The sequence below is a fragment of the Pseudobacteroides sp. genome (genome assembly GCF_036567765.1).
In the GTDB taxonomy this organism is placed as follows: domain Bacteria; phylum Bacillota; class Clostridia; order Acetivibrionales; family DSM-2933; genus Pseudobacteroides.
The window spans coordinates 17,239-40,924 of record NZ_DATCTU010000118.1 but is presented as its reverse complement, the minus strand read 5'-3'; the positions used below and the strand labels follow the sequence as shown (position 1 = coordinate 40,924).

Annotated in this window: 21 protein-coding genes and 1 pseudogene; all 22 read right to left on the bottom strand. The window is 39.0% G+C overall.

Annotated elements, in window-relative coordinates:
* Nucleotides 1-14 precede the first annotated feature (14 nt).
* The gene (locus VIO64_RS19410; protein WP_331921349.1) at nucleotides 15-1,154 is read right to left on the bottom strand and encodes a DegT/DnrJ/EryC1/StrS family aminotransferase; all 1,140 of its coding nucleotides are present in this window, start codon (nucleotides 1,152-1,154) and stop codon (nucleotides 15-17) included.
* Between the two features lie 37 nt (nucleotides 1,155-1,191).
* On the bottom strand, nucleotides 1,192-1,455 hold the full coding sequence (locus VIO64_RS19405; RefSeq protein WP_331921347.1) for a phosphopantetheine-binding protein: 264 nt from the start codon (nucleotides 1,453-1,455) through the stop codon (nucleotides 1,192-1,194).
* 132 nt (nucleotides 1,456-1,587) lie between these two features.
* The gene (gene uvrA / locus VIO64_RS19400) at nucleotides 1,588-4,176 is read right to left on the bottom strand and encodes an excinuclease ABC subunit UvrA (protein WP_331921345.1); all 2,589 of its coding nucleotides are present in this window, start codon (nucleotides 4,174-4,176) and stop codon (nucleotides 1,588-1,590) included.
* A gap of 16 nt (nucleotides 4,177-4,192) precedes the next feature.
* Nucleotides 4,193-5,962, bottom strand: a complete 1,770-nt coding sequence (locus VIO64_RS19395; RefSeq protein WP_331921343.1) for a hypothetical protein — start codon at nucleotides 5,960-5,962, stop codon at nucleotides 4,193-4,195.
* Nucleotides 5,963-5,984: 22 nt separating this feature from the next.
* Entirely contained in the window at nucleotides 5,985-6,263 is a 279-nt protein-coding gene (locus tag VIO64_RS19390; RefSeq protein ID WP_331921341.1) for an acyl carrier protein, read from the bottom strand.
* Nucleotides 6,264-6,324: 61 nt separating this feature from the next.
* On the bottom strand, nucleotides 6,325-8,136 hold the full coding sequence (locus VIO64_RS19385; protein WP_331921339.1) for a hypothetical protein: 1,812 nt from the start codon (nucleotides 8,134-8,136) through the stop codon (nucleotides 6,325-6,327).
* A 17-nt stretch (nucleotides 8,137-8,153) separates the two neighbouring features.
* The gene (locus tag VIO64_RS19380; RefSeq protein ID WP_331921337.1) at nucleotides 8,154-8,426 is read right to left on the bottom strand and encodes a hypothetical protein; all 273 of its coding nucleotides are present in this window, start codon (nucleotides 8,424-8,426) and stop codon (nucleotides 8,154-8,156) included.
* Between the two features lie 24 nt (nucleotides 8,427-8,450).
* Nucleotides 8,451-9,620: a peptidase U32 family protein gene (locus VIO64_RS19375; protein WP_331921335.1), complete on the bottom strand. Its 1,170-nt coding sequence runs from the start codon at nucleotides 9,618-9,620 to the stop codon at nucleotides 8,451-8,453.
* Nucleotides 9,621-9,647: 27 nt separating this feature from the next.
* Nucleotides 9,648-10,514, bottom strand: coding sequence for an FkbM family methyltransferase (locus VIO64_RS19370; RefSeq protein ID WP_331921333.1), 867 nt, complete (start codon nucleotides 10,512-10,514; stop codon nucleotides 9,648-9,650).
* A 22-nt stretch (nucleotides 10,515-10,536) separates the two neighbouring features.
* A pseudogene (locus VIO64_RS19365) lies at nucleotides 10,537-10,779 on the bottom strand (HesA/MoeB/ThiF family protein); the annotation flags it as partial.
* A gap of 171 nt (nucleotides 10,780-10,950) precedes the next feature.
* The gene (locus VIO64_RS19360) at nucleotides 10,951-11,850 is read right to left on the bottom strand and encodes an NAD(P)-dependent oxidoreductase (protein ID WP_331921331.1); all 900 of its coding nucleotides are present in this window, start codon (nucleotides 11,848-11,850) and stop codon (nucleotides 10,951-10,953) included.
* Nucleotides 11,847-13,331 (bottom strand): class I adenylate-forming enzyme family protein, encoded by a 1,485-nt coding sequence (locus tag VIO64_RS19355; RefSeq protein WP_331921329.1) that lies wholly within the window; start codon nucleotides 13,329-13,331, stop codon nucleotides 11,847-11,849. Before VIO64_RS19355 ends, VIO64_RS19360 begins: the two co-directional genes overlap by 4 nt.
* 22 nt (nucleotides 13,332-13,353) lie before the next feature.
* Nucleotides 13,354-14,112, bottom strand: coding sequence for a hypothetical protein (locus VIO64_RS19350; RefSeq protein WP_331921327.1), 759 nt, complete (start codon nucleotides 14,110-14,112; stop codon nucleotides 13,354-13,356).
* Between the two features lie 92 nt (nucleotides 14,113-14,204).
* Nucleotides 14,205-14,999: a B12-binding domain-containing radical SAM protein gene (locus VIO64_RS19345; protein ID WP_331921325.1), complete on the bottom strand. Its 795-nt coding sequence runs from the start codon at nucleotides 14,997-14,999 to the stop codon at nucleotides 14,205-14,207.
* A gap of 41 nt (nucleotides 15,000-15,040) precedes the next feature.
* Entirely contained in the window at nucleotides 15,041-16,672 is a 1,632-nt protein-coding gene (locus VIO64_RS19340) for a B12-binding domain-containing radical SAM protein (protein ID WP_331921323.1), read from the bottom strand.
* Between the two features lie 24 nt (nucleotides 16,673-16,696).
* Entirely contained in the window at nucleotides 16,697-18,283 is a 1,587-nt protein-coding gene (locus VIO64_RS19335; RefSeq protein ID WP_331921321.1) for a B12-binding domain-containing radical SAM protein, read from the bottom strand.
* Between the two features lie 59 nt (nucleotides 18,284-18,342).
* On the bottom strand, nucleotides 18,343-19,818 hold the full coding sequence (locus VIO64_RS19330) for a class I adenylate-forming enzyme family protein (RefSeq protein WP_331921319.1): 1,476 nt from the start codon (nucleotides 19,816-19,818) through the stop codon (nucleotides 18,343-18,345).
* Between the two features lie 37 nt (nucleotides 19,819-19,855).
* Nucleotides 19,856-19,993 carry an ABC-2 family transporter protein gene (locus tag VIO64_RS23160; protein WP_414705317.1) on the bottom strand — a complete coding sequence of 46 codons (138 nt, stop codon included), beginning with the start codon at nucleotides 19,991-19,993 and terminating at the stop codon, nucleotides 19,856-19,858.
* Nucleotides 19,994-20,101: 108 nt separating this feature from the next.
* Nucleotides 20,102-21,223, bottom strand: a complete 1,122-nt coding sequence (locus VIO64_RS19325) for a DegT/DnrJ/EryC1/StrS family aminotransferase (protein WP_331921317.1) — start codon at nucleotides 21,221-21,223, stop codon at nucleotides 20,102-20,104.
* 38 nt (nucleotides 21,224-21,261) lie between these two features.
* Entirely contained in the window at nucleotides 21,262-22,185 is a 924-nt protein-coding gene (locus tag VIO64_RS19320) for a hypothetical protein (protein WP_331921315.1), read from the bottom strand.
* A gap of 44 nt (nucleotides 22,186-22,229) precedes the next feature.
* Nucleotides 22,230-22,931, bottom strand: coding sequence for a hypothetical protein (locus tag VIO64_RS19315; RefSeq protein WP_331921313.1), 702 nt, complete (start codon nucleotides 22,929-22,931; stop codon nucleotides 22,230-22,232).
* 108 nt (nucleotides 22,932-23,039) lie between these two features.
* Nucleotides 23,040-23,567, bottom strand: a complete 528-nt coding sequence (loaP, locus tag VIO64_RS19310; protein WP_331921311.1) for an antiterminator LoaP — start codon at nucleotides 23,565-23,567, stop codon at nucleotides 23,040-23,042.
* Nucleotides 23,568-23,686: the final 119 nt, after the last annotated feature.

The following is a 23,686-nucleotide window of genomic DNA, read 5'->3' as shown; positions in this document are numbered from 1 at the left end:
CAGCCAACAGAAAATCATTTCTTACAGAGCTTTACTACATCTATAATACCTTCTGCCAGTTCATCCATATCTGATTCGGTAAAACGTGGGGAAATCGGAAGAGAAACCAGCCTTGATGAGATATCTTCCGCTACTGGACATTCACCTTCACCATGTCCTAAAGCTTTATATGCTGGCAGGCAATTTACAGTAGGATAATATTGAGTGCCTACCAAAATTCTCTTCTTTGTCCAAAGCTTTTTAATGAACTCTCCCCTGTCCAACCCCAGTACTTCGGGCTCGATAATTACATTATAAATATGGTACACATGGTAAACATCCGGCATTTCATAGGGCACAATCATACCTTCAATTTCAGCTATCCGGGTATTCATATAATACGCTAGCCTTCTCCGAATCGAATTGTTTGATTCCAGCCTATCCATCTGTATAGCTCCAACAGCACCCTGAACATCAGTCATTCTACTGCTTATCCCTATGTAAAGTCCTGTCCCGTGCCCACGGAGCCTCTTCATTTTTTCAACCCATTCCTTATTGTTTGTTACTAGCATACCTCCTTCTCCCAAGGTAGATATGTTTTTAGCCTGGTGAAAACTATAAATGACAAAGTCACTTAGCTTACCTAATTTTTTACCTTTGTATAACGTACCCGGAGCATGGGCAGCATCCTGAATCACTGTCAAGTTATGATGTCTTGCAATTTCCAAAATAGGATCCATATCGCAAGGCTGACCACACATATGGACAACCACGATGGCTCTTGTCCTTGGCGTGATCAGTTCTTCCAATTTGGTCGGGTCAATATTGAATGTTCTAGGATCTACATCAGCAAATACAATCTTTGCTCCTTCCCGATGGAATATATTAGCGGAAGCTTGGAATGTAAGTGCTGGCACAATAAACTCATCACCTTTTTTAATATCCATTAAAATAGCCAAAAGATGTGCGGCTCCAACCCATGAATTTGCTGCAATACCGTATTTACCACCTACATATTCAGAAAACTTACTCTCAAATTCACGTACTTTTTTGTTGTTGGTAGGAGCCCACTCATTTAATACTTCAATGATTGCCTGGGATTCCTCTATGCCATAGACAGTCCCATAAAATTGAGCCAACTCCCATTTATTATCTAGCATCCTTGGTGATTGCAAAGTATCCCCTCCCTTGTAAAAAAAGTTTACTGCAGTACTAACCTGCTAATATTGATTCAATTGCAGTTTGTAATGCTTTTGGTGAAGCAAAAATTTCTGGAGACAACATAGAATCAGGAATTTGTATTTGGAATTCCTCTTCCATATCAAGTAGCAAATAAATGGCTTTAAATGAGTCCAATCCCAATTCATCCAAAGATGCCTCCATAGAAAATTCTTTTTCCTTGTTTGATGGATCAATATAATTTTTAAGAACTGAAACAACCTTCTCCTTAACCTGTTCTGAAGAAAAATTAGTCATACTCGAATCCTCCCTATAATTTTTATTATTGTTTAAAAAATAATTCCAGAGCGATGAAAGCGTTTACTGGAAAACGCTTTCATCGCTCTGGAATTTAAAACCTCATAAAATTTAATGTATATGTTCTAAGACTTATATCCCTAAAATCGGCCGTATTTGTTGACCTGTTATTGATTGTTCCATAAGAGCTACTTGTTCCGGAGTCCCTTCTGCAATGATTCTACCTCCTGCATCCCCTCCTTCTGGACCAAAATCGATAATCCAGTTGGCCATGGCTATAACATCCACATTATGCTCAATGACAACAACCGAATTCCCTGCGTTCACTAATCGCACTAATAGAGAGATCAGCTTTAAAACATCATGGGGATGTAATCCAGTGGTTGGCTCATCTAGCAAATACAATGTATGACCCTTTCCTTTTTTGCCCAACTCCTTGGCAAGCTTAATTCGTTGAGCTTCACCTCCAGATAATGTATTGGCCGGTTGACCAAGCTGTAAATAACCAAGGCCAACGTCATCCATCAACGATAATTTTTCGCTTACCGCTTTTACATCATCAAAAAGAGGACTAGCTTCAGCAATGGTCATATTTAAAATATCATTGATATCATACCCTTTATATTTTACTCCAAGGACTTCACGTTTGAACCGCCTACCATGGCATACAGGACACCGGACTTGCACATCTGGCAGGAATTGCATAGATACGGTCAATACACCTGCACCTTGGCATCTTTCACAGCGTCCTCCAGCCACGTTGAAAGAAAAGTGCTTTGCTTGCAGCTTACTATTCTTGGCTGCCTGCAATCCGGCAAAAACATTACGTATGGGGGTAAAAATATCTGTATACGTTGCAGCATTTGAACGGGCAGTTCTTCCTATAGGTGATTGGTCTATGGTGATGATATCATCAATATGTTCCATGCCGACAATCCTATCATGCTCTCCAGGAACTTCATCCCCTTTGCCCAGATATTGCCTAACTGCAGGGTCTAAAATATCCAATAGCATCGAAGATTTACCCGACCCTGATACACCCGTTATTGCAACAAGCGTATCTAGGGGTATTTTTGCATCAACATTTTTTAGATTGTGGCAGTTTGCTCCACTGATGGAAATAAACCTTCCTGTTCCTTTTCTACGATCATGAGGTATAGAAACTGCCTCAATTCCTGCAAGATGCAGCCCAGTGACAGATTCCTTGCATAGGGCAACTTCATCAGGCTTTCCTGCTGCCATAACTTGTCCACCATTTTTGCCAGCCCCAGGCCCTATGTCAATGATATAATCTGCCGCTCTCATCATCTCTATATCATGTTCTATCACAAGCACTGTATTGCCCATATCCCTTAATTGTCTCAATACATTGACCAGCCTACCGGTATCACGTGCATGTAATCCGGTAGTGGGCTCATCCAGCACATATAGTACTCCTGTAAGCCCTGATCCTAATAGCATGGCCAGCCTTAGCCTCTGTGCTTCTCCGGCAGACAGGGTAGGTGCAGAACGCTCCAGTGTAAGGTAGCCTACACCTACATCGATCAAACGCTTTATCCTTTCGGAAATATCATCTACAATAGGCTTCACAATCTTTAAGCCTTCCGTAAGTATATCCTCCGATAGACTTCCTATCCATTGGCTTAACTCACTTAGCGACATCTTATTCACTTCCGTGATGGATCTGCCATTTACTATGACTCTACGGCTTTCTTCACGCAGCCTTTCCCCATTACAAACATGGCATACCTGCTGGACGAGCATCTTCTCCATCTTTTCACGGTAGCCCGCGTCACTGGCACGTTCTCCATACCTCCGCAGGACATTGGTTACTACACCTTCAAATTTTCCTTTTCCGACGGAGTCGGGTGGCTGGATATTAGGAAAATGCCTACAAAATTGTGGACTCAGTACACCATAAAATAAAAGATCTCTTTGGATCTTTCCCAACTCTTTGACGGGTATCTTGGTGTCAAAAGTGAAACCATAATGTTTAGCTGCAGCCTCAAAAGTTGCCGTATACATCTTTATGTAATGGATGTCCCAACCTAAGACTGCATTATCTTCAATACTGCGGTCTTCATCAATCAGTGCGGATATATTTGCACTGTTTATAACTCCCAGTCCACTACAGCTTGGACAAGCACCTTCCGGTTTATTAAATGAAAAATTTGATGCTGTCAACTCCGGTATTTTTTCTTGACAGTGGGGACATGTAGCAGTGATTCCATAATCACCCGGCTTACCAGCACTTTTTCCTTCATCTTCATTTACGACAAGCCCACTTCCCTCAAAGTCTCCGTCCCAGGTTTCCATATCATCATTGTCGCTTTGGTCAAATTCTGGCTCAATCATTTTTGTGCATTTAGGGCATTGTCTTTTACCTAACTTCGCAAACAACAACCTGATAAATGCATAAATATCTGTTACTGTACCTACTGTTGAGCGAGGATTTCTGTTGGTCAGGTGCTGATCAATACTGATTGAAGGAGATAGTCCGGATATTGAATCCACTTTGGGCTTGCTGATAAAATCCGTTGCCATTCCCATAGATTCCATGTACTGCCTCTGGCACTCTTTTTGCAGGGTATCAAAGGCAAGGGTCGATTTTCCCGAACCAGATAATCCTGTGAGAACAACCAGCTTGTTTTTGGGTATACTCAGGGAAATGTTTTTTAAGTTATTTTCTCTTGCCCCTTTAATTGTAATAAATTCATGCATTTTAAATCACTCCTTGTCAATTTACTAGTAGCATCAACCACGAAGGCTCCATTTGGCTTATTGCTTTCGACATAGGATAATAACTATATTTATTATCAAAAGCTAGAATGATCTTCCCTTTAGGCGTGGATACCTCCTTCTCGTTTTCAATATCCCAAAATTTCCAAATACCTTCGGCTAGCCAACCACAATAATAGCATTTGCTGGTAATTAATACAAGTCCTTCTTTATTATCTCTCAGCACGAACCAAGTATACATGAAAAGTGCAAGAGATTTATAATCCCCTCTTTTATTTCGAATCACTTGATCAGCAGTCATAATCCTATCTGCTTCCACAAAAATAGATTCTTTCTTATATTCTTTTAGCACTGTTATTAAATGGTCAAAATTCGAACACCCTTTTACAAATTCCTGCATGAGGGGGCTTTGCAATGACCATACTGCATAAGTTTCAGGCTTAGGTACATAAAGCGTCTGGTAGCCATACTTTGCCCATGTATAAGAAGACTCCGGATATTCATTGCTCGCTTTTAGGATATACTCTTTTATTTTCCTACTCAATAATATTGGCTCATGGATATTTAGCAAACTGGGTAGATCAGACTCTGGCTTAAAAATAGAAGCTAAACCCGAATCCTTCACTTCATCAGGAAATCTGAAATTCGGAATATTTTTAATAAACCAGTCCGAGAGCTGTTTCTGCATTGCTTCAGGTATATTGGTTAGCCCTAAAGATGTCCATATCCATCGATCGTTATATACTTTCGTTACTCTTGTATTATGGTAGAGAGTTTTATCCGTAAGTTCTACCAGTTTATCTGAGCTAAGCAAATATACCTGGGAATCTATGCTCACCAGGACCACATCCTGATTATTCATTCGGAGTTGGTATAAGTCCCCAAACTTAAAACCACCCAAACGTAATATGGCAAAATACAATGACATGACCGGTGAACAATTTCCGATTATGATCCCATCATCATTCCTTGAACTGACCATTTCATCAATCCCATACCAGGGGGCTAAATACTTACTAGCCCATGTATTATCACGGTCTGGGCGGACTAATCTAATAAATATCCGATCCCTTGATGCATTATACAAGTTAGCTAACATTTGCAGCTTGTTACTGTCGAAAATTTGTGATGCCAGTTGCAAAGTATTCATGGACATCATATTCACTAACAAAGCAGCACATTCGATCATGGGGTGAGCCTCCCGGAAACGTATATTTCTAGGAATTGCTCTGGCATATACTAAAGGGGATAGTGGATCTTTGGCTTCCCTAACAAGATTTATAAAGCTCTCATTTTCCCACCAAATTTCATTATCTGCTTCGCTTTTTACTGTCAAGTCGAAAGGCTTATGGCCTTTGATCCAATCCGTCTCAAAGGAAGCTGGAACTTTTTCAAGCCATGTGATTCGCCAGTCGCCTAACTTATGGATGAATTCTATGGTATACCGGTGTAGTTCTTTGACAGGATTAAATTTTTCATACTCCAACTGCAAATAGCAGTCAACTATAACATTTGTAAAATTGCTTACAATAGAATGTGTTTTAATGCTTACATTATAAGCATTAGGGTTTAGAATATACCCTTCAAACCAAATTCTTTGAGCTTCATTTGCAATATCATCCTCAGAATAAATTGTCTTAGTCCATAAGTCGCAATCACCATTTCTTAGAGCCATTTCCAGCCTTCCTATCACCTGCTTAACAATATGCTCACGATGAACCGCCAACTCATCCGCTACAATATCGGGTATTTTTTCTTCTATTTTCATATTCATACCTCAGATCAATAGATTATGGAACCGTTATATCGGGAGAAATAGAACTTTCAATAAAATCTATTGCTTTATCAATAGCGTCCAACATTTGTATTGCAAAATCATCATCTTCTATAATGACGCCAAATTTTTGTTCTATCTTTACAATAATCTGTAAGCCCATTAATGAATCGATATGCAACCTTCCCGTGAGTCCCGGCCCCTCTTTGAAACTATCCTCTGTGATTTCCCTTCCTAAAACTGCACTAAAAATTTCACGGAGCTTTTCTTTAATTTCCTCTCGTTTTTCATTCATAAAATACATCCTTTCCTAAACAACATAATTTTGCAATACTATCATCTTGAGTTGCTTTAATTTATACAACAGCCTCTAACCATGCCGGGTGCTTTCCAAACTTTTTCCCCTTAGGCTTAAAGCAATTTTCATCATCAAATGCCAATATCACATTTCCTTCTATTTCGGAAACCGGGATTAGTTTTTCTGAATCAATCACAATATACTTTTCTAAAGCTTTACGTAAAGCAACATAGCTTCTTTCGGGTGTGATGATAACACCGCCTTCGTCTGCTAAATTCGCAGATTTGGCAGTTGTAAATAAAAATACCGCTTTATCTTTATGCCCGCCGGTTTTATTACGAAAAACCTGATCTGCGGTCATGATTCTATCTGCTTCCTCAAATATTGATTCACTATGAAGACTCTCAGCCATCCACGTAAGAATTTGTTCTAATGAGTCGCATCCTTTTGAAAATCCCTGGAGTTCCAATGAGTTCATAGCCCAAAGGATATAAGCTTGGGGCTGGTTTACCAATAATGTCTGGTACGAATATTTTGCCCATGTAAAGGGAGATGCAGGATATTTACGGCTCATCTCAAAAACATATTTTCGTACTGCCCAGTTTAGTTCCTCGGCAGTAGGGTATTCATTTACAGTTGGGCAGCTTTCAACATCTAAAGGCAAAACATTTGCCTTTTCATCCGCCTTTGGCATTGAAAAAATCGGTATGCCATTTTTAAAAAATTGCTGCACCTCCTGCAATAAGTCATCCGGCATATTTGTCTGGCCTTCCCCATCCAGGAAAAATGCTGGTGTAACAACTCTGGTAACATCTGTGTCTCCGTATAGCCTTTTTGAGCTCATAGGCATAATCTCATTGATGCTTATAATATAGTAGCTTTTAGGCAGCTTAAGTATCGTCAAATAGTGAAAGGGTTGGATTACTACAAAAATATCTGTGGGGTTCATGCCACTAAGCCGCAAAAGTGAAGTGTAGAACGATGCCATATCTACGCAACTGATCTCTGCCTTTTCACAGGATTTCATCAGATGAAAGGTCTCATCAATATTATAAAGGGGAACCAGCGACAATTCCCTTGCTGGAAAATAGGTAGAATCCTCCTTTTTTACCTCTGAATAAGTCTTTGTCAAAAGAGCTTCTTGTCCAAAATGGTTAATCTTCTTCACACTTGCAGCCATATTTCCGCCTTTTAATATGAACGCCAATCTGGCGGCCTTATATGACATCATATCAGACAATACAGTGGCACTGTCTATTTCAGGATGTGTATTTCTAAACCTCACGGATTTTGGAATCGCCCGGGCATAAATACTTGCTTTCAGACATTCCTCTGATTCACAGCTTATATCCGCCAGTTCATTTTCTTCCCACCATTTCCGATTCAAATATTCCTTGGACTTTGAAGCGTACAAATGCTCTTTGATACGACCTTCCTGTAGCAGCTCCCCTTGGACTAACATAGGGTCATCTTTCCACGCTGGATGATCCAGGCTTATCTGAACCTCGGTTATCTTTACGGATCTTTCACTACTGTTGTGCTGCACCTTCATGGTGAAAAATGCAGTTTCAGATTCATGAACTTCATAAATCATTTCAAATTTAACCTTACATGTAAAACAATCACTGCATTCCTTTTCCAGGCTCTCAATGTCAAAGTTACACTTGGCAGGCTGTGCCACTTTTACGGCATATCCCGAAAACCATCTGCGCATATAGTAATCACTTACAATATCAAGGGTAAACCATTTCATAAAAAGCTCAATATCTCCTAAGACAAATGCATTTGTCATTGCTGTTCCCATAAGAACTACCAGATTTTGAATACCTTCTTTATCATCAACCTTCATTGCCATATGTTCACTATTCACAATGAACCTCCAAAATATTATTTTTTAATACTTTCCATCCACTCTTTGCTATCTGTCAAGCTAAGTTTATTGGATATATACGAACTCAACACCCTTGCACTAGAAAACAATCCATGAAATACATATTTGTCATCGATCTCAACCTGAAACTTTTTTTCTATCTGTGCCAGAACTCTTAATATTTGGATGGAACTCAGCTCAACAGTGTCCTCAAAATCAAGACTCGATATTTTGGCTTCATTTGATATTAAATTTAGGATAAATGCATCCACATCTTTCATCTGAAACATGCTTATATACCTCACATAATTTATTTACTCAGCTATTCCACGGGTTACCATTTGCTCAACCAAATCATCGATATCCTGCAGTGCCCTTTTAATACCGTCCGGATAAGGAAAGCTAACAACCCTTTCTGCAACTTTATTACAATATTGGCATTTATCACAGGATGTGGATTTACAATCCTTAGACTTAAAATAATTTATAAACCCTTCCAATCCCTCATTTTTAATATTGACTTCTAAAAGAGCAAAGGCTTTTAAAAGTTTACGCATATTTTTATATTCATCAGTCAATTTTGGATGACTTGCCTGCAATGGACTATTGGCTTGCCTTCTATTCATTCCTATACACAGATTAAGAATTTCTGCCAGATTTCCTTCAAACCTTCTATTATGATAGGCTTCAGCTACTTTGGCCAACCAGGAGGTTGGACTGCTTCTATCCGATAATTTAAACTTATCAATTCCAATCTCTTCATAATGCAAGAGATCTTCCGGCCTTATCCAACAAGTCTTTATAAGCTCCGCAGGATCCGTAAACCTCAAGTGGTTACACTTTAAAATGCTGAAATCCAGTTGACCCTCCGATGACGGGTTGTCTCTTTGAGAGGCATGGCTTACAAAGTTACAATGGTAAAACTGATAGGGGCACTGGTATAAACAAGCTTGATTTGCAAGCAATTGAATCTCACACTTTACACTCTGTTTCATTTCTTTTAACAGTTGGAAACTCCTGTTTACATTTTCCCTTACCGTAATTTCATCTACACCGATTTCATCATAATATTTCGCTCTCTGAACACTTTCTACTGTTACGAAAGAAGAGAGGCTAATTTTTAAATTGTGATGTCTTTTCTTACTAATTTCAATAATATATGGATTTGCAAGGGTAATCCAATCTACACCCATTTCCATCAGCCAATCCAAGTGCTCCACAATGTCCTTATATTTGGAACTTGTGTATTCCTTATTGCCCATACACGAACTATTCATTACATAGTTAAATTCAATCCCGTATGAGTGAGCTTTATCCACTGCTTTTTCAATATCTGTCTGATGAACATCCGGAAGAGTAAAGGAACTTCTCCCCCCTCCGGTTACACTTTTGCTTTGAGCACCAAATATATTTACAACAGATTTTATGTCCCTTAACCTATCAATGAGTTCCAGATCTCCATTATATGCGACGGAAAGCCTCACTAAAAACAACTCCTCTCATAGAGCATCTTACTTCTTTGCATAAACTATAAAGTATGCTAGTCCTTTATTTACAACAGGTGCTTGTTCTTCTGCGATGACACTTGTAAATCCTTTTTTATGAAGAAGGTCTTTTAGAATTTCAAGCCTTTCACCTCCAAGAGGCACTTCTGTAACTACTTGTCTGATCTTTTGCCAATCTCTATCCTCAATGCCTTCAAAAACATCCATTTCGCTGCCATTTACATCCACCTTCAGCAAATCAATTTTCTCAATTGTATTTTCCTTCATAAAATCGGATAGCGTCTTGACTTGGCATTGGACATGCAGTTCCTGAAAGACAGTTTTGAGCCCTAAAACTGCACGCATTTTGTTAAAGCGGCTTTTATCTTTATCCTCGGTAATTTCTTGCTTATTTGCATTAACAAAAAACTCTGGCAATGCCTCTGCGTTACTTTCTATATTATTTAACATCTGCTCCAGGCCTACTTTCATATATTCAGGGTAGTGAGTGGAAAGCCCTGGTGCATTAGGATAATGAGTAAAGCTAAGTGTTCCTGTTTTATTTGAAATACCAAAGGGATACGCCTTAAGTTTATTCGTATCGTAGCACGAAAAGTTTTTCTCCAAATCATCAAAGGTTGGAGGAATCGGCTCGAATGAATGTACACATACATTCCCTTTACAGCGGTCATAAACTGTTAAAGCAAATAGACCAATATTTGCTCCTATGTCTAACACAACGGATGCTTCACTTACATCGATCCCGTGCCTAAAATACTCTAGGACATGCTGGAATTGCGAAGGTACTTCCCATTCTCCGCCTACACCAGGAAAACTCGAAACTACAGTACCATTAGGAAGTACTTTTTCAGCACACGTACATGGATTATCCATAAAGACACTCTCCTTCTACTATTTATCTTACCCTGCAGCGATGCTTCACAATTTGAATGTCAGGATTTGATGCCAATAATTTTTCACTGGCAGAATCAACCTTCTTTCTACCTATATCATTGGTAAAATGAAGTATTTGCCTTTGGAGTTTGGAAACTCCTACCTCGTCAAAATCCGCTACACCAATAGTCTCTACTCCAGCAGCTGCAAGGTAGAATAATGCTGGTGATCCCAGACCACCAGCACCGATAACCAGAACTTTTGTATTCGTTAATTTTTATTGACCATCATATCCAAATTGATCCATAATAATTTGTCTTGAATATCTTTTGTTCTGATCTTGATTTAGTATCATACTCCACCATTGATTATTTTTACAATTTACTTCAATTTTCAAAGGATCCACCTCCTAAATATATTTTTCGTTCATTGACAGCTACTCATTGAGCACTGATAAGAACTTTATACCTTCTTTATACGTCGGGAATATCAGCTCATAATCAAGAGCCTTTTTGATTTTTTCTCCTGACATCCTTAGAGATAGGGCACGCAATCCATGAATACTTAATTTGATCCTATGGTCCATATTATCTAACGAAATCCACCTTGGCGGTGCACTCCCCGTTATTTCAGCTAGTTTGGTATAAAAATCCACCTGTCGTACAGGCTGATCATCTGTTACGTTATAGGCTTGGCCTGCAGCCAATTTGAAGGGTGCAAGCCTTAAAACATTGAGTACATCCTTAATATGAATTCTAGAATTAAAGTTTGTTCCATCTCCAAGAAGAATAGTATTTTGAGGGGATCCACTCTTTAGGAAATTATATTGTGCAGGCCCGTATACTTCAGCAATCCGCAAAATTATTCCTGGAAATCCGTTTTGTTTGTGATATTTCATTACCTGCTGTTCCATTTTTAATGTAATATCTCCAAAGGGGTGAGTAGGTCTTGGTTCACGATTCTCTTTGATTATTTCGTCCCCACAATCACCATAAACAGCTCCATTACTTGCAATCACACAAGCCTTAATGCCGCACTCTACAAAATTTTCCAGCAATCTTCTTGTACCTTCAATATAAAGTTCTTCCATTTTTTTAATGGATGAAAAATGCCCCCCTGCCAAATGATATATCATTGATATATCCTCACCGACTCCATCCAAAGTTTCTGGTTTTAGAAGATCACCTTCCCAAACCTTTAGCCCCAGTTTCACCAAGTGTTTGACATTTTCTCTTTCATCAGGAAGAATCATTCCCCTTACCTGCATTCCATCCTTCAAAAGACCCTCGGCAAGCCGGCTCCCTATATATCCTGCACATCCGGTTACCAGTATCATTCCCAACCCCCGTTAGCATGAAAAGTCCTCACTTTTTTACCATAACGGCTTTTAGGTAGTTCTTTAACAAACTCAATGTGACGAGGCAGCTTATAATGATTCAGCTTTTTACTGCAAAAGTCAAGTATTTCATCCGTACTAAGATTTGTGCAATCATCATTAAGGACTATTTTTGAAGCAATGCATTCCCCAAGGTGCTCGTCCGCCTTACTATAGACCACCACTTCTGAAATAGCCGCAATTTCCGCTATAACTTCCTCAACCTCTCCAGGATTTACTAAGTGCCCGCTTACATTAATGGTCTCGGATGCACGCCCATGCAACGTTAGATACCCCTCACTATCAAAGGCACCTAAATCACCGGTTCTAATTCCCTGCGGGCTAAACACTATTTCCTGCAACTCAAGCTTATTGTAGTAGCCAGCAGCCAGATGTGATCCTGCAACGTAAATCTCACCTATTTCACCAGGATTTGCCTCACGGCCTTCCCCATTAACAATTATTAGCTCTACCCCCTGAAGCGGCCTTCCAACCGAGCTACGCACCTTTATGATGTCCTCAGCATCGTTATATGTAACAGCTCCACCCTCTGAAGAACAGTAAATGGAGCGGATTGGGATACTCGTCAATGAATAAAATTTTTCAAAAATATGAGCTTCCATAAACGCTGAGCTTGTAAGACATAGGCGAATGTTATTCCAGGCATCTTCCTGCCTTACACTCATTGCCGTTGTTATGATGTCATACATGTATGGGACTGCAAAGAAAACAGTTACTTTTTTATCAACTATCTTTCTCAATAACTTACCTGGAATCGGATTTTTTACAGTGATTAGAGCCGCCCCTTTAGAAAGGGCCGGAAGTACAGCAGTCGCAATCGTGGCTGGCAGCATGGGTGAAAGAGGTGTAAAAAAAACATCTTCTTCCGAAAGATTGATTTTTTCAGCTAGTGATATTACATTTTCTTTCATCGCCTGATGGTCGAAAACAACGCATTTGGGTAATCCTGTTGTTCCTGATGTATAGAAAAATAAGGCTGCATCTTCAGGAATTCTGCTGCTTGACATGCTTTTTACCTGGATATAAGTCCACGTTGGTTGGATGTGAGAAGGCAGTTTATTTACTACCTGTGTTTCTGCAATACCGCATATGGAAGAAGCAATGATAAACTCACATTGGCTTTCTTTTGCTGCACGCTCCAATTCTAAAGCTGTAGCAGTAGCTTCCATGGGAATTGGTATGCAGTTTAATTTCCATAATGCAATCCAAACAGCAATAAAGTCAATGTGGCTATCTATGGCAAGCAGCACCCGATTTTTGAATTTGATACCTATAGACTCCATCTCCATTGACCAGCAGATGGTTTTTTCCTTCAATTCCTTATATGTAGCTGTAGTATTCTCATAGTCAATAGCTATACGATCTGCATATTTGTTAAAAGATTCTTCAATGATTTCAAGTAAGCTAGCGTTAATCATCATCTCTTATAACTCCCCTCATAAATCAAATTAAAACAACCTTTTTGCGTCCAAACTGCATACGAAACCTTACCCAGTTTCTTTCCAACTCCTGATAGTTTGTAAGCCCCAATTCATCCCATTCCTTGATCAAGGCATCTTTTTGTGATTGTAGTGTGTTTGATTCCACAGCCTCCAATAACCTCATAAATATCTCGTATTGTTTACTCCCCACAACCTTACGGGTATTTTTATACAATTCCTGATAGGCTTGCATTTCATCTTCTATGACTCTCATCTCTTCGTATTGGTCTTTCCAAACGTCATATAGTATACACTCCAGTTTGACTTTCTCAATACTTTCTGTATAAGACCGGATACTGCCCAAATCACCGATTTCTTGTAATACTTTATGTACCTTACCAACACGTCCGTCTTGAAAAGCATACAAAAGCTGATATCCTCTATGCTCAGGTCCCAATAACAATCCATCCCGGACAATATTAGGGAGTATCCTGGAATCCGGCCACAAATATAATTCCGACCACCAATTCTGAGGCTGATATGCCATGTCCATTTCCAACAGGAAGTTTGCATTTGTTTTCAATTCTTCAAAGCTTGTGTAGGGGTGGAACATGATTAGAAAACCAAATACATTGATATAATTCCGAGTAAATAAGTTGTTTGCCCTATAGTTGTCTTCTATTGTCGCCCTCTTGTTAAGAACTTCAAGAGAGTACGGTGTACTGGCCTCGAAGCCCACCGCTGCTTGATATAGCCCTACCTTCTTCATACGCTGAATCAAAGGTTCATCCGCTTCTGACCATGATTCTGCCCGGGTTAGTATACCAAATGGAACTCTGATATCGTTCTCTTCAAATAGTTCAACAATCCTTTTTAACCTGGTTTTTTCAATGGGGTCCGGGTCTTCAAAGGATCATCCACGATCCTGTATACCAGGCGTTTCCCTGGAAAAGCCTCTTGCAGGTATTTTACTTCTCCTACTACACTTTCTGGAGACCTGCCACGCCATCCCTTCTCACTCAAGTTATCAAATACCCTGTTGGTTATACAAAACCCACACTTTCCCATACACCCTCTTGAGGTTGATATGGCGGCGAACACGCATTTGGAAGTTGTATGCTTTTCTAATAACACATCCAGGGCGGGATAAGGCAGCTCGTCAAGATTTTCAATCAGTTCCCTGTCTTCGTTTCGATGAATCACACCATCTTTTCTGTAAAAAGTCCCCTTGCACCCCTCAAGGCTTTGACCATTTTTTAGGCGGTTGCATAGGTCTACCATTGTCAGCTCGCCTTCGCCAAATGCAATAATATCGATGGCAGGCTCTGTATTCAGGATATGTGCACCATACAATGTGGCAGTATGCCCTCCAAGGACAATCTTAATATTCGGGTTCATTGCTTTAACCTTCCGTGTAAAAGCAAAAATAGAGTTCTCCTTTTCACGGTAAAAATGTATGCCAATCATATCGGGATTAAGCAATAGTATATGCTCTAAAACCTCTCCCACAGACTCTTTCTCAAAAATCAGATCCCATACATTAAAATTCGCTTTCCTGAGTACCGATGTCAGATAGTGAAGACCTAATGTATATTTGTATAGTGTCTCGCTGTATCTCCATTCAAATAGAACCACATTAAATTTTTGACCTTCATGTTTTCTATCCATATATATGACCTCACTTTTATAAATAAAACTTCTACCACCGATTAATTCAACCTTACCTTTTTTCTCCCTATCTGCAATCGGTTTTGAAGCCACATTTTTTCAAGCTCACCTTGTTTTTCACTAAAAACCTGATCCCATGCCTCAACAATCCAACTGTTAGAGTTAAACCTGCCTTGTTTTATAATGCTAACGGCCTCCAAGAATAATTCCCTTTGCCTGTTCCCCAATTCTTTATAGAGCGACAAGACCTTGCTTTTATATGTATCCATCTCATCCTTAATCACTTGCATTTCTTGCATTCTTCCACTCCATGCATTATAGACATCAAAGTCCATATCTACCTTAAGCATTGAACTTCGAATATTCCTAAAACTAGTCAGCTCTTTGACTTCATGGATGACAGCTTGCATCTTGGTCACTCTTCCATCTTCATATCCATATTTATATGAGTACCCTTCAGAATCAGTACCTAAAAGCAGTCCGCTGCTTACAACATGACTAAAAAGCCTCGTGTCAGGATATAAAGTGACTTCATGAGTCCATACATCGGGATATGGAGACATTCCGATTTCATCTAAAAATATAGCACTTTCTTCAAGGTTCTCCATGGTTATGAAGGGGTGGAATAATATTAAATATCCATACGGCTGAACCCCGTTCCGCTCAAACAATTTGCTTACCTGTTTATTTTCCTGGCACAAGGCTTTCCGTGTAAAATCTCTAATAGCGTAGGGCTTAATGCTCTCATCCAGTCCAAGCGAAATTTTATATAATCCTGCTTTTTTCATCTCAATGATCAAATCTTCATCCTCAGAACTCCATGATTCGGCCCTGGTAAAAAATGAAAATGCAATATTTAAGTGCCGCTCCCCTATTAATTGAATAATTCTCCTTAGTCGTTTTTTAGTCTTTGGATCCGGATCCTCAAAAGCACTATCCACAAATTTTACAATCATCTGCTTATTAGAGAACTTTAAGGATGCCTGTTCAAGTTCATCCACTATTTTCTCCGGAGACATTCCTCTCCACTGTTTCTTTCCCTTTTCCTCATAAACCCTGTTAATAACACAGAAGTAACAGTTTCCTGTACATCCTCTCGCCGTAGAAATAGCATACTGCACAAACCAACTGGATGGATCTTTCGAGTCTTCGAAAACACTACTGTCCGGTAATATCGCCGTATCAAGATCCTTAATAAATCCCCTGGGCTGATTCCGAAAAATCGTATCGCCTTCACGGTATATAATCCCTTGACAGTCTGAGAGACTTTGATTATTTTGTATCCTCTCACAAAGCTCAATAAATGTCAGTTCCCCTTCCCCACTAACCACGATATCTATGGAAGGTTCCTGTTTTAGGATCAGGGCACCATATAATGTCGCTGTATGTCCCCCTATCGCTATTTTTATCTGGGGCTTTTTTTCCTTTAATTTTCTTGCAATTTCAAATGTGGGCACAGAGGTTTCACTGTAAAACTTAATTCCCACAATATCTGGATCTGCTGCCAGTATATCTTCACAGGCCTTCTCAATGGAAACTCCTTCAAACAAAAAAGTTTGAGTATTGAACCCTGAATTTTTTAGTGCTGCGTGAATATAATTTAAACCCAGGGAGTACCTTTCCGCACGTTTATATAAACGCCATTCAAGTAAAACAACACTTGGTACTTTCATCGGCAGTTTTTTCCTCCTGTATCCTTAGACTATTCGGATTTTCCTTCTTGCCAATTGCATACGGTTTTGAAACCACTTCTTTTCCAATAATTCCTTTTGTTTTAAAAGTATCTGCTCCCAATCATCAATGATACTCTTTTCTACCTCTTCCAGACGATTGTCCTCTGCCGCTTCAATTAAAGCAATAAATAAGTCATATTGATGATTTCCTACCTCATTGATGATGCTTCTAAATTCAGACTGATACCCCTCTACCAATGGCTGAATGTCTTTAAATTCTTCGTATAAGTTTTTCCAGACCTCATATAATTCAAATTCCTGAGAGACTTTATCCAAGAGAAGCTGAAAAGCAATAAAACTGCTTAAGTTTTTTATCCTCTCCATTATTTTACACAGCTTTCCAACACGTCCATCTTTAAATGCGTAGGAATAAGCATATCCATCTTCATCCGTCCCAAGTAGTAGACCATCTTGTGTAATTCTTTGAAACAATCGTGTATCGGGGTAGACATAAACCGCATGAGGCCATACTTCAGGACGATGGGTCATTCCTTCTTCCTTTAAAAACCTGGCAGTCTCTCTTAAATCCATCAATGCTGCATAGGGATGGAACATGATCAAAAAGCCATACACAGAAATTCCCTTGCTTTTAAAAAGATTGCAGGCTCGTATGTTGTCTTCAATGGTTGCACGCTTACCAAAAATCTTTAGGGAATTGTGCGAGCCGCTTTCAAGACCGATAGATATACAATACAGCCCCAAGTTTTTCATTCTTGCAATAAGCTCTTCGTCCCTTTCTGACCATGACTCTGCCCTGGTCAAAAAGGAAAAGGCCATTTTTATACCGTGCTGCTCTATCAAATCCATCATTTTTCGTACTCGCTCTTTATTCTGAGGTTCTGGGTCTTCAAAAGCTCCGTCTATAAAATTAACAATCAGCCGCTTTCCATGAAAAGAATTTTTAATATTAATAATTTCATCCACTACATTCTCAGGTGATCTTCCTCTCCATTGGGGGTACCCCCGAACTCTACTAACTCTATGTTCAACACAAAACTCACAGTTTCCCAAGCATCCCCTAGAAGAAGAAATAGTAACAAATATATATGGCTGATCTTCAGCCGTCATATCCTTCATAACGTCCATCACTGGAAAAGGCAAGCTGTCGAGGTCTTCAACCAATCCTCTTGAATCATTTCTAAAGATGCAGCCGTTTTCCCTGTAGAATATCCCTTTACAACCTTCAAGACTGCTACCTTCCTGAATTCTGTTACAAAGCTCCACTACGGTCATTTCGCCTTCTCCGCAAACTACGATATCTATATAGGGATTGGTTTCCAATACTTTTCCAGCATATAAAGATGCGGTATGCCCACCAGTAAATATTTTTAACTGGGGACTTTTTTCTTTCAGTCTCCTGGTTAAGTCAAACATTGTATCCCAAGTTTCCCTGAAAATCGGAATTCCCACTACATCCGGTTTTTGCAGTAATATGCTTTTAGCAACCTGATCTACTGGTTTTCCCTCATATACTGATACATGAACACAATGCCCTTCATACCTTAGTGATGAAGCGATATATTGTATCCCCAAAGATCCCCATTTATACAAAGATTTGTTAGATCTCCATTCTGCTAATGTAATATTTATAGTTTTCACCTCTTTTCTGTTCAGATTATTTCCTCAACCAGCCTACGGATTTTGCCATAACGGCTTTTGGGAAGCTCTTCTACAACATCAATCCTGCTGGGCACCTTGTAATGAAAAAGTACTTTCTTACAGTGCTGTATTAAATCCTCGATATGTACATACTGACCATTTTTTATAACAATTTTTCCTATAATTGATTCCCCTACCATTGGGTCATTTTCTGCAGTGATCAGGGCTTCGGCAACTCCTGGAAACGAGAGAAGGATGCCTTCCACTTCCTGTGGATTTACCAAATATCCTCCTACGTTAATCGTTTCAGATAGTCTGCCTGTTATATATAAATTCCCTTCCTCGTCAAAATACCCCATGTCTCCGGTATACACCCATCCATTGCGATAAACCTTTTCTTCGAGCTCTGGTCGATTAAAGTATCCCTTTGAGAGATGGGTACCTGAAACAATAATCTGCCCTTCCTGTAAAGGCAATAGTTGTTTGTCTTCTGCATCAATTACCTTGATCTTAACTCCTTTTTGAGGTTTCCCAACAGATCTACAAAGTTTTTCAGGGTCATCAGATGAATTAAAGGTACAGTACATCGCTTCGGATGTGCAGAATATAGACCTAATTGGAATATGAGATAATTCATAAAATTCATCAAACGTTTGCTTGGTTAGAAACGCAGAAGTGGAAAGACATAGCCTTAAATTTTCCCAATCTGAGAACTCCCTTACTTTAATTGCATCAATCAACAAATTGTAAAAGTAGGGTACCGCAAAAAATACGGTTGCCCTTGTCCTTGTCAGCAATTTTAGTATAAGCCCAGGAATAGGCTCGTCAGGCATCACAAGGGTGGCTCCCTTCGTTAGGGTTGGAAGAATAACAGTAAACATTGTTGCTGGGAGTGTAGGGGTTAGAGGTGTTAGTACAACATCCTTCTCTGTCATTATATACGCATCAAATAGTGAGTCTACGGTGGCCATAGATGCGTCATGATCATAGATAACACACTTCGGCGTGCCTGTTGTCCCTGATGTGTAAACATAAAAGGCATTGTCTGGCATGTGCTCAAGGGTTTCTTTCAGATTCATCTTTGCGATAATCCATTCTGGATGAATATCAAAGCTATGCCTTCTAGAATCAATAGAAAGTGCTTGCACATGCTCACTATTTTCACTGCATACCCAGTGGGCTTTTGACGAAAGTATGGCACACTCAAGTTCGGAAGAACTCACTGTAGGTTCTAAAGGTACCGGAATGCATTTCATCTTCCACAAAGAAAACCAGATAGCAATAAAATCATATCGGTGATCCGTTACCAAAAGTACCCTATCCCCAGGTTTCACCCCTATGGATATAAAGTTATTAGTCCAAGTAATTACTCTATTTAGTAAAGCCTCATAGCTCACTTCTTCCTCAGACAAAACTAATGCTAGCTTTGCAGGCATTTGTCTACAAATTTCTTCAAATATCTCATATAAAGATTCCTTCTTGTACATCTACACCCCTCCAGACTACTTTTAATACCTTTTATGTTTAACTTGACGCACTGGAATATTTTTTGATACTCGTTTTAAAAAACAAAGTTGCTGCTAAAAACAGCAGCACTGCAAACAAGCATCCCAAAGCAATCTCTGGTATGCTCACCTGGTTTACCAATGCCTCCGCAGGAATGTAAGTGCAGCAGTTAAGCCAACCTCTTTTATCGGTACACGGTATGTTTTTTTAAAACCCCTCTACACAAATTTCAGAAATCATAAAATACCCCTTGTATACCAAATGTTAGGTTTTTGTTTCATTTAATACAGAAGCTAGAGTTCTTACGACTTTCTCTACTTGATCCAGCGTTAAACTAGGATAAATCGGTAAGCAAATATGACGCTCACAGACATCATCTGCGTTAGGAAAATTGCCCTCAAAACCAGCCTCTTTTGCCACAGGCTGCTTATGCAAAGGGATTCCATATACCTCTCCTTGTAATCCAATGCCTCTATCTTTTATCGCTTGTTTCACAGCATCACGGCTTACCCCCTTGGGCAATAGTACTATATACTTGTACCAACTACTCCTGCTTGAAGGAAGTACTATCTTCAAATCAGGAAGCAATTCCTTCATGAGATCGTTATACTTATTTGCCAATTTTTCTCTTGCAGTAATAATTTCATCTAACCGTTCAAGCTGTGCTAAAGCAATAGCAGCGGTGATATCACTCATTCTCCAATTTGAACCAAGGAGAGTATTATTCGTTACCCAGGCATTAGGTTTTCCATGATTCCTATATAACCGTGCTTTTTCAGCTAGATTATCATCATTCGTAACAATAATTCCGCCTTCACCGCTAGTAATGATCTTGGTCGCGAAGAAAGAGTAACTTCCTGCAATTCCAAATCCGCCTGCAAAGCAATTATTAAAAGCACTTCCATGAGCATGAGCAGCATCCTCAAAAAGCCAAATCCCCTGCTCAGCACACCATTTTTTAATTTCATTAATTTCAGGGGTTATGATCCCTCCGATGTGGACTATAATAACCCCTGCCGTATCTTTAGTAACTCTATTTTTCAATTCTTTCAAGCTTATAGATAATGTCTTTGGGTCAGAATCTACAAGGTGCACTTTACCACCTGCGAACAACACACCTGTAGCTGTAGCCATAAATGTATTTGTAGGAACCAGAACTTCCTTACCAACTACCCCCAGTATTCTCATGGCAATTTCAATAGCACTTGTACCGGAGTTAACAGCGATTGCATGCTTAACCCTCGTATATGCAGCAAACTTCTCTTCAAGTTCCTGAACATTACGTCCTTGGCTTATTTCTCCTCTTTTTAAGGATTCATTTATTCTATCTAATATCCACTTTCTTTCTTCTTCACTAAAAGCTATTTTCAACGGTGCTATTTCCATAAGAACCTCCTTATACTCTCCAACAATTATCGCCTACATTACCAATCATAAACAAGCACTCTACCTTTATAGGTGTTTTCCTTAATTGACTTGTAAGTTTCCTGTACTGTTTCTGCATGTATATGTTGTGCAATTAGGTCTCTAAAGTAGAGACCTCCATTGCTAATCAAATCCAAAGCTGCTTGCTGAACATCGTAGGACACCCATGGATATCTTTCTTGCTTTATATCTTCTTGTGGTACATCAATAAAGTTAGCATGATCCAATGAAGAATTTTCTCTTATATCATCAATCCATGGTGATGCAGAAAAAACAAAAACATCCTTGACTTTCTTAGCCATCTCCTTGGGCATTTGCTCTCCATTTTCGATAACAGCTTCCCCTCCATTTTCCAGGAGTAGTTCAGCTTTCATATCCGCATGATCGATATATATGCTCGGATGTATTCCTTCACAGCCTAATAGCTTCAAAAAAACAGTGCCTATAATATTGCACCCTAAAAAAATAATAGATCCTTTTTCAGGATCATCTAAGTTTGAATATAATTTTAACGCGGTACATAAAGCAGGAAGAAACAGTACATCAACCTTGTCCACATCGTTTGGAACCGCTTTAAACAAAACCGCCCTCATTTCCTGGTAATCCGATGCTTTTATACTTATATATTTACTATACTGAGCAGGCAAAAGTACTGTCTTCCCTTTCTCAGCAAAACTACAGCAACTCCCGACTTCTTCCACAACTCCAACGCTTGTATAACCAAAATGACCAGGTATATTGCTAAAAGAAGCGAGATCCTTTAAACACGATAAATCATTTCGAGTACCTGTTAAAGAAAAAAGGATTCTAATGAGTGCACCATCCTCAGGTACCTTTTCATTAAATATTTGAATATCCATCCTAGGGCTGCCGTTTTCTACAAGGATTTTTATATTTTCACGAGAATATAGTAAAGACTCCATATATCATTTCTCACTATTATAAAATTTCTTTAATACTTGATTATCTATATATATAAGTGATCTGGTATGATGACATAGCGGCCCCCGACTTGTGGGGTATGAAAGTTAGGCATCCAACCGTGAACAGAAAATTTAGACTTTGAATCAAATCCGGCAACAAGCATTGCTTTTCCCTCATATCTTCCATGAGTTATCCATGTCTTCAACTTAAGATCTGGAGTTTGCCCATGTAAATAGCGCATACGTGCAACAAAAGCCATATAGCGCTCAAGGCTCATCCCAAGCTTTCCTTCTTTTTCATAAATTCTCTTAATTTCGTTTCCTGGCTTGTCTGTATGCTCAGGGGTCAAAGTATTTTTCGCCTTAAACCAAAAATCTTCTATCTCCGTTGTTTGTCCTACCAGCTCATCCTCCAAAGCCCAACTTGATAAATTGAATAGCATTCCTAACTGTTTACGACTTATGCCCTTTGGTACACAAAGAATGATTTCATTATTTTCATACGCTTCCTGTATTTCCTGGCGTGTAAAATACGGTAGCTTCAAGCTGAATTTCTCTTTAATTAATTCTTCGATCCCAAGCGTTCTATACCAACTTTCCATTTCCTGACGTAAGTATTCAGGCTCTGTTGTATTGATCTCTTGAGGAATAAATTTCCTTAAATCCTGTGCACTAATCAGTTTATCCATTAGCATAGCATTTACTGTTTCTAGTGCATGCTCTCTCAATAAAACATTTGTTGACATTTTTGCACCCACCTTTTATATATTTGTACGCTTATTAAAAACAAGACACTGTATCTTACAAGTAAACACTAATATTACAATGTCTTGTTTTTAATAGCTAAAAGTAAATTATATATGCGACCTCTCCACAATTTCTAAAGGTACACTAACCTGCTTAATATGGCCTAAAAACTCTACTTCGATCCATGCCAGCCTTTTATGCCTATTGATTTTTTTAATGATACTCTCATACCCTTTGAGAGGTCCACTTGTTACATATATTCTATCGCCTTTGATAATGCCACTAGATAACTCAACACAATAGTTTTCGTTACATAGGTTAAGAAGCATCCGCTTTTCAGATTCCCTAATCGCAATTTCTTTATCACAGTATTTTAATACTCGAACAATATCATTTGAATTATAAATTATAGTGCTTATACTGTTTATGAACTCCTGTACAGATACTTCAGATTCAATAAACACATATCCTGGAAACAATGGCTTCAATTCTTTATTTACTGTTCCTAAAGACCTGAATATTTGCTCATGTAGTGGCACGAATGGCTGAAATAAATTGCCATTTAGCTGTTTTCCTAAAATTTGTTTTACCTTTTGTTCCTGACCTGTTAGTACAAAAAGTACATACCAATACATCTTCAATACCTCACAACTAATTCATTACGATTGGCATAACTTCGCCCATTTACTTACTCAATTCAATAAGCTACCACAACTTTACTTTATGTTCCTTATCATTACCTCACAGTTCGCAC

What these genes read in the sequence shown, in the direction of transcription:
- VIO64_RS19405 (WP_331921347.1), bottom strand. Translation starts at nt 1,455, where the DNA reads ATGACTAATTTTTCTTCAGAACAGGTTAAGGAGAAGGTTGTTTCAGTT.
- uvrA (WP_331921345.1), bottom strand. Translation starts at nt 4,176, where the DNA reads ATGCATGAATTTATTACAATTAAAGGGGCAAGAGAAAATAACTTAAAA.
- VIO64_RS19395 (WP_331921343.1), bottom strand. Translation starts at nt 5,962, where the DNA reads ATGAAAATAGAAGAAAAAATACCCGATATTGTAGCGGATGAGTTGGCG.
- VIO64_RS19390 (WP_331921341.1), bottom strand. Translation starts at nt 6,263, where the DNA reads ATGAATGAAAAACGAGAGGAAATTAAAGAAAAGCTCCGTGAAATTTTT.
- VIO64_RS19380 (WP_331921337.1), bottom strand. Translation starts at nt 8,426, where the DNA reads ATGTTTCAGATGAAAGATGTGGATGCATTTATCCTAAATTTAATATCA.
- VIO64_RS19370 (WP_331921333.1), bottom strand. Translation starts at nt 10,514, where the DNA reads ATGGATAATCCATGTACGTGTGCTGAAAAAGTACTTCCTAATGGTACT.
- VIO64_RS19360 (WP_331921331.1), bottom strand. Translation starts at nt 11,850, where the DNA reads ATGATACTGGTAACCGGATGTGCAGGATATATAGGGAGCCGGCTTGCC.
- VIO64_RS19355 (WP_331921329.1), bottom strand. Translation starts at nt 13,331, where the DNA reads ATGATGATTAACGCTAGCTTACTTGAAATCATTGAAGAATCTTTTAAC.
- VIO64_RS19345 (WP_331921325.1), bottom strand. Translation starts at nt 14,999, where the DNA reads ATGGATAGAAAACATGAAGGTCAAAAATTTAATGTGGTTCTATTTGAA.
- VIO64_RS19340 (WP_331921323.1), bottom strand. Translation starts at nt 16,672, where the DNA reads ATGAAAGTACCAAGTGTTGTTTTACTTGAATGGCGTTTATATAAACGT.
- VIO64_RS19330 (WP_331921319.1), bottom strand. Translation starts at nt 19,818, where the DNA reads ATGTACAAGAAGGAATCTTTATATGAGATATTTGAAGAAATTTGTAGA.
- VIO64_RS19325 (WP_331921317.1), bottom strand. Translation starts at nt 21,223, where the DNA reads ATGGAAATAGCACCGTTGAAAATAGCTTTTAGTGAAGAAGAAAGAAAG.
- VIO64_RS19320 (WP_331921315.1), bottom strand. Translation starts at nt 22,185, where the DNA reads ATGGAGTCTTTACTATATTCTCGTGAAAATATAAAAATCCTTGTAGAA.
- VIO64_RS19315 (WP_331921313.1), bottom strand. Translation starts at nt 22,931, where the DNA reads ATGTCAACAAATGTTTTATTGAGAGAGCATGCACTAGAAACAGTAAAT.
- loaP (WP_331921311.1), bottom strand. Translation starts at nt 23,567, where the DNA reads ATGTATTGGTATGTACTTTTTGTACTAACAGGTCAGGAACAAAAGGTA.